The sequence below is a fragment of the Pseudomonas protegens CHA0 genome (assembly GCF_000397205.1).
Lineage (GTDB): Bacteria > Pseudomonadota > Gammaproteobacteria > Pseudomonadales > Pseudomonadaceae > Aquipseudomonas > Aquipseudomonas protegens.
The window spans coordinates 4,609,466-4,621,937 of the sequence record NC_021237.1; the positions used below are offsets into that span (position 1 = coordinate 4,609,466).

The window sequence follows — 12,472 nt, forward strand, 5'->3', positions numbered from 1 at the left end:
GTTGCCTCGTCCAGAGTGGCGCCTAGACTCAAACCAGCCCCCTCGACCGCGCACTCGGGCCAGGCCAGCCACTGGCCCGGCGCTTGCGGCGCCGGGCCTGATTCAAGGTTCGCGCTGAACCTTCTGCCAGGCTTTCCGGTCGATAACTGCAACCTGGCCAGGCTTGCCGGCGCTGCTGCGCCGGACATCGCCCGGGCACCACAGCCGCTGGAGAAACGTCCGTGATATCGACCCTGCAGATCGCCAGAATCAAAGCCTGGGGCGCCCATGGCTTCACCGCCACCGGGGTGGTCAGTGCCTTGCTCGCCACCCTGGCACTGTTCGACAACCAGCCCAAGGCCTGCCTGCTATGGCTGGGGGTGGCGCTGCTGGTGGATGGCGTCGACGGCTCCCTGGCGCGCAAGGTCAAGACCAGCTCGGTGCTGCCCAACATCGACGGCTCGGTGCTGGACCTGGTGATCGACTACCTGACCTATGTGTTTATCCCGGCGCTGTTCATCTACCGCTACATTCCCCTGCCGGAATACAGCGCGCTGCTGGCCACCTCGCTGATCCTGCTGTCGTCGCTGCTGTGTTTCTGCAACGTCAACATGAAGAGCCACGACAACTACTTCCAGGGCTTTCCCGCGGCCTGGAACGTGGTCGCCCTGTGCTTCTACCTGATCGAGCCCGGCCCCTGGCTGAGCCTGCTGAGCATCTTCGCCCTGGCCCTGCTGACCGCCACCCGGGTGCAGTTCCTGCATCCGTTCCGGGTACGCAAGTGGATGGGGCTGAACATCATCGTGACCTTCGTCTGGCTGCTCAGCGGCGCATTGCTGATCCTCAGCCACCCGCTGCACAGCCCGCCGATCATGGGCTTGTGGCTGGCAGCCTCGGCCTACTTTCTCGGCGTGTGCCTGTGGCGTTCGGCCCAGGAATGGTTCAGCAAGGCCAGCTGAACCCGGGCCGCGCGAACCATTGCCGGGGCCCGGCAAGCATGCAAGACTCCTGCGCCCAAGCCTCTGCAGCAGAGGCTTGGCGACTATTTGCCCGCCCGATGAGCGGGGACGGGTGCCTACGGCACCTCGGGCTGACCGATCGCCGCGCTCAGGGCCAGGGCCAGTTCCGCCACCGAGTAGGGCTTTTGCAGGAATACGAATTCCCGGGTCTGGCCCTGGGCCAGGGCCGGGCTGTAGCCGCTGGTGAGGATGACCGGCAACCGCGGGTAGTCGCAACGGATCCGGCTGGCCAGTTCGATACCGCTCATGCCCGGCATCACCACATCGGAAAACACCGCCTGGAATCGGGTCCGCTCCTCGCCCAGGCGGCGCAGGGCCTCCGCCGCGCTGGTGGCCCATTCGGTCTGGTAGCCCAGCTCGTTCAGGGACTGGGCCAGCAGCACGCCGACTTCGGGATTGTCCTCCACCACCAGCAGGGTCATGCCCTGGCCGTCGATCATGGGCACCACCGCCTGGGTTGGCGTCGGCAAGCCGGCCAGGGCCTCCGCGCGCGGCAGGTACAGGGTAAAGCACGTGCCCTGCCCCGGCTGGCTGTGCACCGCCAGGCCGCCGCCCGATTGCTGGGCGAAACCGAACACCTGGGACAAGCCCAGGCCGGTGCCCTTGCCCACCTCCTTGGTGGTGAAGAAGGGTTCGAAGATCCGTTCGATCTGCTGGGGGTCGATGCCGGCGCCGGTATCAGTCAGGGATACCGCGACAAAGTCCCCGGCCTGGGCACCCTGGCTGGCACTGGGGGGAATCTGCGCCACCCGCTCCACAGCCACCACCAGCAAGCCTTCGCCCTGCATGGCGTCCCGGGCATTGACCGCCATATTGATCAGCGCCGTGTCGAACTGGCCGGCATCGGCGTGGATGTAGCAAGGCTGCTGCGGCAACTCGATACGCAGTTCGATGCAGGCGCCGATCAGTGGATTGATCATCTGCGCCAGCAACTGCACGCTGGCGCCGACGTCGAAGGTCTCCGGGCGCAGGTTCTGCTGGCGGGCATACGCCAGGAGCTGGCCGGTGAGCTTGCTGGCGCGGTCGACGGTGTCGGAAATCGCCTTGATGTACAGCTGCCGGCGCTCTTCGCTGAGGTTGCGGCGCAACAGGTCGGTGGAAGAGCGGATCACCGTCAGCAGGTTGTTGAAGTCGTGGGCCACGCCACCGGTCAGTTGCCCCACCGCCTCCATCTTCTGCGCCTGGCGCAGGATGTCCTCGGTCTTGCGCAGCGCCTGGGCGGCCTCGCGCTCGGCCTGCATGTCACGGCCCACGGCGTGAATGTGGTGCGGGTCCGGCACGGCGCTCCAGGCCATCCAGCGATAGGAACCGTCGCGGTGGCGAAAGCGGTTCTCGAAGCGCGAAAAGCTCTCGCCCCGGGACAGATCGGCCGCCGCCCCCGCTGCGGCCAGGCTGTCCTGGGGGTGGATGAAATCGTAGAAACTGCTGCCTTCCAGTTCCTCGCGCTGCCAGCCCAGGAGCTGGGTCCAGGCCGGGTTGACGGCGACGATGCGGCCATTGAAGTCCGCCACCAGCATCAGGTCCGTGGACAGCTGCCAGATCCGGTCGCGCTCCTGGGTACGCTCCTGGACCCGCTGCTCCAGAGACTCATTGAGCCGCCGCAGTTCCTCCTGCGCCTCGCGGGTGGCGCTGATGTCCCGGGAAATGCAGAGGATCTTCTCCGGCTGGCCGGCCGCGTCGAGCATCGGCGTAACCTGCACATCCCACCACTTGGTGCGCCCCTGGAGGGTATCGGCGGCGCCCTGGAACCGCGCCGAGCGGCCCTGGCGCGCGGCGGCAATGGCATCCCGGGCCTCCTGGTGGCCCTGGCCCTGCCAGAAGTCCGGCCAGGGGCAGCCCCGCACCGCATTGAAATCACTGACCTCCATGACCCGCAGGCCACCTTCGCTCATGAACGACAGCTGGCCATCGAGGTCCAGCACCTTGATGCAGTCGTTGCTGGCGGCCAGCACCCGGGTATTGAGCTCGCGGGTTTCGCGCAGGTGCGCCTCGGTCTGCCGGGCGTGCCGGGCCAGCAGCACGCGATCGGTGGTCTCCACGGTGTGGCACAGCACTCCGAGCACCTGTTCGTCGTCCTCGTCATACACCGGGCTCATGGAGAACGACCACCAGGTCAGCTCTTCGCCAGGGTAGCGCTGCATGTTCACCGGCAGGTCTTCGTGGCGGCAGGAGTAACCGAGAAACGCCTGCTCCACCATCGGCTGGACATCCGGCCAGGCATCGGCCCAGAGGGTCTGGATGGTCTGCCCCAGGGCATTGGCCAGGCGCGGGCCGAGGACCGGGCGGTAGGCATCGTTGAAGAAGAACTGCATCTGCGGCCCCCACAGCAGGTACAGGCTCTCCGGGGACTCGAGCATCTGGCTCAAGGTACTGCGCAGCAGGCCGGGCCAGCCTTCACGAGGGCCCACCGCGGTCTGCGACCAGTCGAAGCGACGGATTGCAGCACCGATCTCGCCGCCGCGGGAGGTCTTGGGCGCTGCACCACGAGGTGGGGAAGTAGTCATGAACACATCACAGAAAAGGAAAAAGGCAACACTGCCATCCAATGGCCAGCGCAGGATAACTGACCCCGTGGATCCGCAGAAGTTGGCAACCGGCAACGCTGATTCGACAACGGCGGCCAAAGTGCCCGGCGAATGCCTTTAAACCCGCGCCGGCCTGGGGCATTCTGCACCGGCATTGCCACCTGCCCGCCGAGAACCGCGCGATGAATACCACCACCTTGCTGCTCTACACCTCCAGCTGTTTTATCGGTGCCCTGATTCCCGGGCCGACCTCACTCCTGGCCATGGCCAACGGCACCTCGCGCAATCGCCAACTGGTGGCGGTAGGCATGGCCGGTGCGGCGCTTTCGGATGTGCTGATCATCGCTGCCGTGGGCCTCGGGCTGGGGGCCATGCTGATGGCCTCGCAGCAGTTGTTCATGGCCTTGAAATGGCTCGGGGTGTGCTACCTGGCCTGGCTCGGCATCCAGCTCTGGCGCAGTGCGCCCCAGGCCCTCGGAGCCCAGCAGGTGCAGGCCGGGTCACGGCGCGTCGAGGTGTTCCGGCGCAGCTTCTCGGTGGCCATGACCAACCCCAAGGTGCTGCTGTTCTTCACCGCGTTCCTGCCGCAGTTCGTCGACCCCGCCCAGCCGGTCCTCATCCAGTACGCCACTCTGGCGCTGGTCACTGCGGTGGTGGAGGTGCTGGTGATGGGGCTGTACGCCGCGGGTGGCGTGCAGGCGGCGAAGTTCCTGACCGCCAGCGGCATGCGCCGGCTCAATCAATGCTGCGGTGCGGCGATGCTGGCGCTGGCGGGGTTTCTGGCGCTGTATCGGCGCAGCTGAAACGCCGCGCCAGGTTTCAGAAGGCCAGCTTGTAACCAATGGAAAACAGCATGACCGCCAGGCACGGGCGCAGGATCTCGTCGGAAATGCGCCCGGTCATGTGGCTGCCGATCCAGATCCCGGGCAACGAGCCCATCAGCAGGAAACCCAGCAGGTGCCAGTCCATGTTGCCCATGCTGGCGTGGCCCAGGCCTGCCACCAGGGTCAGGGGCACGGCGTGGGCGATTTCAGTGCCCACCAGGCGCTTGGTGGCCAGGAACGGATAGAGGATGAACAGCGCCACGGTGCCCAGTGCACCGGCGCCGATGGAGGTCAAGGCAACCATGGTGCCCAGGATCACCCCGGTGACCACGGTCAGGCCATTGAGCCCGCCGGGGCTGGGCTGGTAGTCGCTGCCATGGCGCTGGGCGAAGGCCATGAGTTTCTTCTTGAAGACAATGGCCAGGGCCGTGAGCAGCAGGACGAACCCCAGACCCTGCTTGATCACCGCGTTCAGGGCCTGGGGGTCGGTGTCGAGATTCTTCAGGAACCACAGGGTCAGCGCCACCGCCGGCACGCTGCCCAGGGTCAGCCAGCCGGTGATGCGCCAGTCGATGTTGCGGTTCTTCTGGTGCACCAGCACCCCACCGGATTTGGTGATGGCCGCGTACAGCAGGTCGGTGCCCACGGCCGTCGCCGGGTTGATGCCGAACCAGAGCAGGATCGGGGTCATCAGCGAACCGCCCCCCACACCCGTCATGCCTACGATGAAACCCACTACCAGGCCCGCGACTACAAAACCGAAGTTACCCACATCCATCAATAAAGCCCTACAAATCACGCGGCCAGGTCAAAAACTGGCGGCAGCATAGCGGCTAAAGCTTATGTCCATTTATATGAATAAAATCTAACGTTATAACCAGGCCCATTTTTCTCATGCACAAGGCGCATGGCAGCCCCTGCGCAATTGCAGCCGCCACATGCCACGGCGCCCCTGGCACGCGGCTAAAAAAAACACTTGCCGACAGACGCCGAACGCTCTGCGCTGCACATCAGGGCCGCGGCATCCGGTATTCTGCCTGACGCTTGCCGGGGCACCCGGCCTGGCACTCCCCCTGGCTCGTGCCCCACACCCGATTCCAAGGAAGGCCCATGACCTCTGCCGACACCTCGTACCAGATCGAGCACCAACGCATCCGCTTCAGGCGCCAGAGCCTGCAACAGGAAGCCCCCGAAACCGGCGCACCCGGCCGGGGCAACTGGGGGCTGGCACTGTCCGGTGGCGGCATTCGCAGTGCAACCTTCGGCCTTGGGGTGCTGCAGGCCATGGCCCGGGCTCCGGCCCCCGTCGTGGCGCAACCACAGCCTGCGGCCGCGCGCGAACACAGCCTGCTGTCGCGCATCGACTACCTGTCCACGGTCAGCGGCGGTGGCTATATCGGCAGTTTCTTCAGCAGCCTGTTCCTCCCCGGGCGCCTGCAGCCGCAGGCTCCCCAGGACCCGGTGGCCCATGCCGCCCACAGCGCCTACCAGGCCCTGCGCTTCGAGCCGCCGGGGCGCATCAGCACCGGCGTCGACTACGCCACCCGGCCACCGGGCCAGGGCCCCGCGGCCTGGCTGCGGGAAAACGGCCGCTACCTGACCCCCACCGGCTCCGGTGACATGCTCTACGCCCTGGCCATGACCTGGCGCAACTGGCTGTCGCTGCATGCCATGATCGGCCTGCCCATCGTGCTGCTGCTCAGCCTGCTGAGCCTGTTCCAGGTCCTGAGCCAGGCCAGCCTGCTGCTCTGGCCGCTGATGGCCGGTGTGCTGTTCGCCCTGCCCTGCGCCGTGGCGTACTGGCTGGTCATTCCCCAGGGCGACCTGGACCGGCCGCCGAGCATGGGCAACGCGGCGTACCGGATCATGCTCGGCATAGTCATCGGCCTGTGGCTCAGCGGCGCCCTGGCCTACTGGCTGGCCCAGTGGCAGGCCGTGGGCGCCCTGACCCTGGGCTGTGCCCTGGTGGGCAGCTGCGCCTTGCTGATCACCCGGCAACTGGTGCGGCGCCTGGCCGACAACCGCGACCCGGCCAAGGACAACGCCTGCGCCAACAGCGTGCGCAACTATCGGGTGCAGATCACCCGCGCCCTGGGCCGGGCGATGGCCGCGGTGGCGGTGCTGGGTTTTCTCGCCCTGCTGGTGACTGCGGCCCAGGCGCTGTACAGCTACCTGCACGACCTGAGGGCCCTGGGCAGCCTACTGTTGCTGGTGGGCCTGGTGTGGCTGGTGCGGCGCCTGGCCCTGCTCAAGGATGAAAAACGCCTGCCGGGCTGGATGCACAAGCTGCCGCTGGACGTGCTCGCGCTGATTGCCGGCGGCCTGCTGCTGAGCCTGCTGTGCCTGTGCTGGGGCTTGCTGGTGCAGTGGATCGCCCACGACGGCGGGGTGGTGTCCGGCGACCACGCGGTGGCCTGGCGGCTGGCGGCGCTGAGCCTGCTGGCGGCCGTGCTGACCCACATCAGCGGGCGCTTCATCGGCTTCCTCAATACCTCATCGCTGCAGGCCTTCTACTCGGCGCGGCTGATCCGCGCCTACCTGGGCGCCTCCAATGGCCGGCGCTTCAACGGCCCGGCCGCACAGCGCCGCACCTACATGAGCGTGGCCGAGCCCATGTCCAGCGACGACTTGTCGCTGCAGCAGTACTACGCCAGCCCCAGTGCCGGCCCGGTGCACTTGATCAACGTCACCATGAACCTGACCGTCGACCCGGCCGAACAACTGGTGCAGCGCGACCGCAAGGGCAAGCCGCTGTGCATCGCGCCGAACTGGGCACCCGACAGCCCGGCCCCCAGCGCCGAATGCCCGGCAGAACGCTACATTCTCGATGGCACGGCCTATCGTCGCGACCTCGACCATGGCCCGGCCTCGGAGATCATGAGCCCGCTGACCCTGGGCCAGTGGATCGGCGTCTCCGGCGCCGCCTTCAGCACCGGCCTGGGCCGCGCCACCAGCCTCGGCATGTCGCTGGTGCTGGGGCTGGCCAACGTGCGCCTGGGCATCTGGTGGCCCAGCCACTTCCTCGACCCCGGGCAACAGCACTGGGTGCCCCGGGACCTCAAGCCCTGGACCCGCTACGGCACCCAGGCCTACCTGTTCTATGAACTGACCGCGCGCTTTCACGGCTACCGCCGCGACTACCAGTACCTGTCAGACGGCGGGCACTTCGAAAACACCGGTACCTACGAACTGCTGCGCAAGGAGCGCAAGGTGGAATTGATCGTCACCTGCGACGCCGGCTGCGACCCCGACTACCAGTTCGACGACCTGGCCAACCTGGTGCGCCTGGCGCGCATCGACCAGGCGCTGGAGATCCGCGAAGACCCGGGGGTTCTGAGCCATCCGCAGCTCAAGACGGTGTTTGCCAGCCTTGAGGAATTCCGCCAGCCACCGAGCGCCGAGAACCAGAAATGCGCCCTGCTGCTCAACGTCCATGCCCACTCCCCGGGCAGTGACGATGACCTGTGCCAGACGCCCCACTGCCGGATCCTGGTGCTCAAGCCCCGGCTGATCGCCGGACTGACGCCGGACGTGCTGAACTACGCCCGGACCAATCCGGGCTTTCCCAACCAGAGCACCGTGGACCAGTTTTTCGACGAGGCGCAATTCGAGAGTTACCGGCAACTGGGCCTGAGCATTGGCCAGGCAGTCTTCGGCACCCAGTGCCAGCCCAGCGAGATTGCCCAGGCGCTGTGGCGGTATCTGCAATAGCCCCGGCAGCGCCGGGGCCTGCCGGTCAAGGGGTCTTGTGCCGCTTCACCGCTTCCAGCCATTGCGCTTCAAGGCGTTCCTGGTGCGGGTCGATGCCATGCTCGGCCAGCAGCGCCAGATGCCGCTCCACCTCACCGTGCATCTGCCCGTGGGCGCTGGAGTTGGCGTCCAGCTGGTGCATCTGGATCAGCCCCAGGTGATAGAAGCGCAGCAGCTTGAGGGCCGCAGGATCACCCGCCGCCACCCCGGCGGTGACCTGGTGCATAACGTTGGTCACCCGCATCAGGCTGCGCTTGAGGCGCCAGCCATAGACCGCCGCAGCCATCCACGGCTTGCTCCAGAACACACTGCGCAACAACGCCGCGCTGATCAGCAGGCCGGTGAATACACCTGCCGCGTTCCACAGCAGGTTGTCCCCGCCGGGCTGGCCGAACAGCGCCACCGCCGCGCTGGAAAACAGCATGGCCAGGGCAATGAACACCAGCGCGATGATCAAGGTGCTGCGCCGGGTTTGCCGACGGTAAGTCTCAGGGTCCTGCGGGGTGATGACGAACATGGGCGCGACGGGCTCCAATGGCTGAACGTGAGTGGCTGGCGCGCATTATCACCGCTGGACCGGCCGCCGGTGGGTTAAACGGGAAAAATATCCCATTAGGCTGATCCAGGTCGGTGTATTCCCCTGCCCCCGCGTCAACGCCGCTGCAACGACCGCCCCAGGCGCCGCCAGCCCAGCACCACCCCGCTGGCGCTGACCAGCAAACCTCCGGCGCTGAAGGCGATCATCCACAGATCCCACAACGGCCGGTTGGCCAGCAGCGGCAGCCAGTCCCAACTGTGCAGCAGGGCGAACAGCCAGCGCGAGGCGCGGCGCGGCTGGTCCAGTTGGCCGACGATGGCGCCGGTGTGCAGGTCCAGGTGCAGCCAGGTGTGCGCCGGGTCGTCGAAACGCACCCGCAGCACCGGCAGGCGCTGCTGCAGGTGGCCCATCATGCTTTGCGGTTCCCGGGCGTAGTAATAGAAGTCGTAGGCGGCAAGTTGCTCGACGAGCATCGGTTGCCCTGGCCGGATGGCCCAGGCCGCCTGCTGCAAGGTGCCGGGGTGGAACCGGCGCTGGACCCGATCCCCGGCCATGTCGAAGATCCGCGTACGCCCGGCGCCGTCATAGCCAATCACATACCCCTTGCCGGCGATCATCCGCCACTCCAGTTCCCGGGCCTGCAGGCCGTCATCGGCAAAGCGTTGCAGGATCTGCCCGGCATTCAGCGGGAAGGCCAGGGCGCCCAGTGGACCACCCTGGTACGCCGCCACCGACAAGGGCTGGGCGCTGCTGAAGAGCTTCCACGGGTTCATCGACATCAGGCCACTGAAGATCCAGGTGATCAGCAGCACGCCGAACAGCATGCCCCCCAGGTGATGCCAGCGGGCAAAACCCTGGTACGGCGAGTGCGAGCCGTTGCGGTAGGTGCGCTTGAAGCGCCAGCGCAGCACGCCCACCGCCAGGCCGAGCACCGCCATCAGGGTGGCGGCCAGGGACAGGTAGGTGACGATCGGCCCCCAGGCGCCATCGATGCCGATGCCCCGCAACGGGTACAGCCAGTGCAGCCAGGCGCCGATCCAGTTCCAGCCGCGTTCGCTGGCGGTAGCGTCACGCACCACCTCGCCGGTGGTGCCGGAGATATACAGCAGGCGCCGCTCGGCATCGGCAATGGCCACCCGGTGCAGCGGCCGGTCGGCATCCAGGGCCCGGGACAGGCTCCACATGTCTTCCTGCACGACGCCACGATCACGCGCCACCGCTTCGGGGGCGAACTGGCAGGCCGCGGCCAGGGCTTCGACCCTATCGGGGGGCGCCGCCGACAGGCCGCTGTGGGAGTCGACCGCCACCTTGCGCGGCCCGGGGTATTCAAGGATGTAGCGCGGCTGCCCCGCCACCGTGGTCAGGCGGATGCGGGTGGGCGGCTGGTGCGGATCGGCGGCGTGCAGCACCTGCCCCAGGTCGGCTGGGGCAGGCTCCAGTTGCAGCACCGGCAGGTGGGCCAGGTGCTCGGCCGGGGTCAGCTTGGGGTAGCCGACATACAGCATCACCACCCCGGAGATAAACCACAGGGCCATGAACAGGCAGGCAACGATGCCCAGCCAACGGTGCCAGAGGTACAGGTAACGCTTCATCACGGGCAACTCGCAGATGCGCGGGGCGCCACCGGGCGCCCCGCTGGCTCAGGTTAAAAGCGCGTTTGCAGCGCCAGTTCGAAGGTCCGCGGCGCCCCCAGGTACAGCTGGCTCTGCGCGGTGGTGCGGGCGTAGACCTGATCGGTGAGGTTGCGCACCCGCCCGGTGATCCGCGTATCGGCGCTCACCTGATAGCCGACAAAGGCACCGAAGATCGTGTAGGCCGGCGCGTAGCGGCTGTTGGCCGCATTGGCGTACATCGAAGACACGTAGCGGGCGTCGCTGCCCACCTGCCAGGACGGCGCCAGGTCATAGGTCAGCCACAGGTTGCCGACCTTGTCCGGAGTGTTGGTAGGCCTGTTGCCCTTGCGCGATACCGGGCGCCCGCCGACGTTTTCATAGAACTCGTCGTATTGAGCATCGACGTAGGCGAAGTTGCCTTCGGCCAGCAGCCTGGGCGTCACCCGCAGCGATGCCGCCAGTTCCACGCCCCGGGAAGACTGCTGCCCCACCGGTTGGCTGCTGCCGGGGTTGCTCGGGTCGGCGGTGGACAGGTTCTTGCGCTCGATGCGGTAGGCGGCCAGGGTCGCCGAGCCGCGGCCGTCGAGGAAATCGAACTTGCTGCCGACCTCCCACTGGTTGCCGGTGCTCAGGTCGAAGTCGCGCACCTGGCCATAGCTGGCGGTGGTCAGGATGCCCGCCGGCGGGTCGGCGGCGGTGCTGTATTGCACGTACACGTTGGCCGCCGGGGTCAGCTCGTAGACCAGCCCCAGGCGCCCGGTGGTCGGGCGGTATTTACGCTGGAAAAACGCCGGGTTGGCCTCGGTGACGGCGCGGTAGTTGGTCACCTGCAGGTCGATCTGGTCGTGGCGCAGGCCGCTGAGCAGGGACAGGCGCTCGCTCAGTTGCAGGCGGTTTTCCAGGAACAGGGCCCAGGTGTCCACCTGGTTGCGGCGGTTCTTGTCGAAGCCGCGCTGCATGCCGGGCAAGTCCCAGAAGCTGCCCGGGTCGAAATCGCCCGGATCAACGCCGGGCAGTGAGCCCGACACCGAGCGCGGGAAGTTGCTCATCACGTTGTGGCTGTAGTCGATGCCCGCCGACCATTGGCTGTCCAGGCCGAACAGCGTGTTGTGATGCAGCAGCTCGAAGCGGTTGCCATTGAGTTCCTGGGCGTGGCGCTGGAGCAGGATGCCGGAACGCACCACCTGGCTGTTGTCGCTGCTGTAGGCGTAGGTCTCCAGGTTGCGGTATTCGCGGTCGGCGTTGTAGTGGTACAGGGTGTTGCGCAGCGAAGTACGGTCATCGACCTGATAGTCGATGATCGAGCGCAACCACTGCACCCGCTGTTCGTAACGCCCATCGCGGACGTTGTAGTTCTCGAAGCGCCGGCTCTTGTCCACCTCCATCTTGCCCCCCAACGGGTTCAGCGCCGGGGTGCCCCAGTAGGGGCTGTCGACGCGCTCGTCCTGGTACTCGTAGGCCAGGGTGTGGGACAGCTGGTCGTTGAAGTCCGTCAGCAGGGAGAAGGCCGTGGTCCAGGCGTCGCGCTGTTCACGGTCGACATAACCGTTGCTGGTGGTGTGGCTGAGGTCCAGGCGCGCGTAATGCCGCGGGCCGGCCCCCTCGTTCAGCGCGTGGTTGAAGCCGAAGGAGGTTTCAGTGCTGTCGTAGGAGCCATAGCTGACCCGCCCTTCATTGAACGACTCGGTGCGCGACGGCAGCTTGGTGATGTAGTTGATCGAACCGCCCACCGCGCCGGCGCCGTAGAGAAAGCTCGACGGCCCGCCGACGGCCTCGACCCGGTCGTAGATCCAGCTGTCCACCGGGCGCGCGGCGATGGAGTCGTACTGCACGCTGATGCCATTGAACAATTGGGTGATCTGCGCCCCTGAGAAGCCGCGATAGGACACGAAGCCCGGCACCCCGGGGGACGAGGCCGCGTTCATCCCCGGCACGCTGGCCAGGATGTCCTGGGTATTGGCGGCGCCGCGCTGCTCGATCTGCTGGCGGTTGACCACACTGATCGAAGCCGGGGTTTCCCGGGGCGTCAGGCCCAGGCGCGAACCGGTGCTGCCCTGGGTATCGAGTTGCAGGCCGACCTTGCGTTCTTCGTCGGTGCTGATGCGCATCTGCGGCAACTCCAGCGGGGAGTCGGCCAGGGCATTGAACGACAGGGCGCAGCACAGCGCCGCGCAGTGGGGGGAGCGATTGAGGTGTTTCATGGACTCGGACTCGAAAAAAAATC

The 12,472-nt window shown here is 66.8% G+C and carries 8 protein-coding genes; 3 read left to right on the forward strand and 5 right to left on the reverse strand.

The features are described from left to right. The first annotated feature begins 221 nt into the window (after window positions 1-221). The gene (pcsA, locus tag PFLCHA0_RS20580) at window positions 222-938 is read left to right on the forward strand and encodes a phosphatidylcholine synthase (RefSeq protein WP_011062338.1); all 717 of its coding nucleotides are present in this window, start codon (window positions 222-224) and stop codon (window positions 936-938) included. 116 nt (window positions 939-1,054) lie between these two features. Here the strand turns inward: pcsA and PFLCHA0_RS20585 are convergent, their stop codons facing one another. Further along, window positions 1,055-3,502 carry a PAS domain-containing protein gene (locus PFLCHA0_RS20585; protein ID WP_015636392.1) on the reverse strand — a complete coding sequence of 816 codons (2,448 nt, stop codon included), beginning with the start codon at window positions 3,500-3,502 and terminating at the stop codon, window positions 1,055-1,057. Between the two features lie 203 nt (window positions 3,503-3,705). Here PFLCHA0_RS20585 and PFLCHA0_RS20590 point away from each other — a divergent pair, with 203 nt between their 5' ends. After that, complete coding sequence (locus tag PFLCHA0_RS20590; RefSeq protein ID WP_015636393.1) at window positions 3,706-4,326, forward strand: LysE family translocator; 621 nt, start codon at window positions 3,706-3,708, stop codon at window positions 4,324-4,326. A gap of 16 nt (window positions 4,327-4,342) precedes the next feature. Here the strand turns inward: PFLCHA0_RS20590 and PFLCHA0_RS20595 are convergent, their stop codons facing one another. Then, a complete protein-coding gene (locus PFLCHA0_RS20595) occupies window positions 4,343-5,125 on the reverse strand; it encodes a sulfite exporter TauE/SafE family protein (protein ID WP_011062341.1) in 783 nt (260 codons plus the stop codon). Window positions 5,126-5,457: 332 nt separating this feature from the next. Here PFLCHA0_RS20595 and PFLCHA0_RS20600 point away from each other — a divergent pair, with 332 nt between their 5' ends. Next, window positions 5,458-8,058, forward strand: a complete 2,601-nt coding sequence (locus tag PFLCHA0_RS20600; RefSeq protein ID WP_015636395.1) for a patatin-like phospholipase domain-containing protein — start codon at window positions 5,458-5,460, stop codon at window positions 8,056-8,058. Between the two features lie 25 nt (window positions 8,059-8,083). Here the strand turns inward: PFLCHA0_RS20600 and PFLCHA0_RS20605 are convergent, their stop codons facing one another. From PFLCHA0_RS20605 to PFLCHA0_RS20615, 3 genes are all read right to left on the reverse strand, one after another. Next, window positions 8,084-8,614, reverse strand: a complete 531-nt coding sequence (locus PFLCHA0_RS20605; protein WP_011062343.1) for a DUF3087 domain-containing protein — start codon at window positions 8,612-8,614, stop codon at window positions 8,084-8,086. Between the two features lie 134 nt (window positions 8,615-8,748). Further along, the gene (locus PFLCHA0_RS20610; RefSeq protein ID WP_015636396.1) at window positions 8,749-10,227 is read right to left on the reverse strand and encodes a PepSY domain-containing protein; all 1,479 of its coding nucleotides are present in this window, start codon (window positions 10,225-10,227) and stop codon (window positions 8,749-8,751) included. A gap of 53 nt (window positions 10,228-10,280) precedes the next feature. Next, window positions 10,281-12,449 carry a TonB-dependent receptor gene (locus PFLCHA0_RS20615; protein WP_015636397.1) on the reverse strand — a complete coding sequence of 723 codons (2,169 nt, stop codon included), beginning with the start codon at window positions 12,447-12,449 and terminating at the stop codon, window positions 10,281-10,283. Between the last annotated feature and the right edge of the window lie 23 nt (window positions 12,450-12,472).

Coding starts and splice junctions, on each gene's coding strand:
- PFLCHA0_RS20585 (WP_015636392.1), bottom strand. CDS start 3,502: ATGACTACTTCCCCACCTCGTGGTGCAGCGCCCAAGACCTCCCGCGGC.
- PFLCHA0_RS20590 (WP_015636393.1), top strand. CDS start 3,706: ATGAATACCACCACCTTGCTGCTCTACACCTCCAGCTGTTTTATCGGT.
- PFLCHA0_RS20595 (WP_011062341.1), bottom strand. CDS start 5,125: ATGGATGTGGGTAACTTCGGTTTTGTAGTCGCGGGCCTGGTAGTGGGT.
- PFLCHA0_RS20600 (WP_015636395.1), top strand. CDS start 5,458: ATGACCTCTGCCGACACCTCGTACCAGATCGAGCACCAACGCATCCGC.
- PFLCHA0_RS20605 (WP_011062343.1), bottom strand. CDS start 8,614: ATGTTCGTCATCACCCCGCAGGACCCTGAGACTTACCGTCGGCAAACC.
- PFLCHA0_RS20610 (WP_015636396.1), bottom strand. CDS start 10,227: ATGAAGCGTTACCTGTACCTCTGGCACCGTTGGCTGGGCATCGTTGCC.
- PFLCHA0_RS20615 (WP_015636397.1), bottom strand. CDS start 12,449: ATGAAACACCTCAATCGCTCCCCCCACTGCGCGGCGCTGTGCTGCGCC.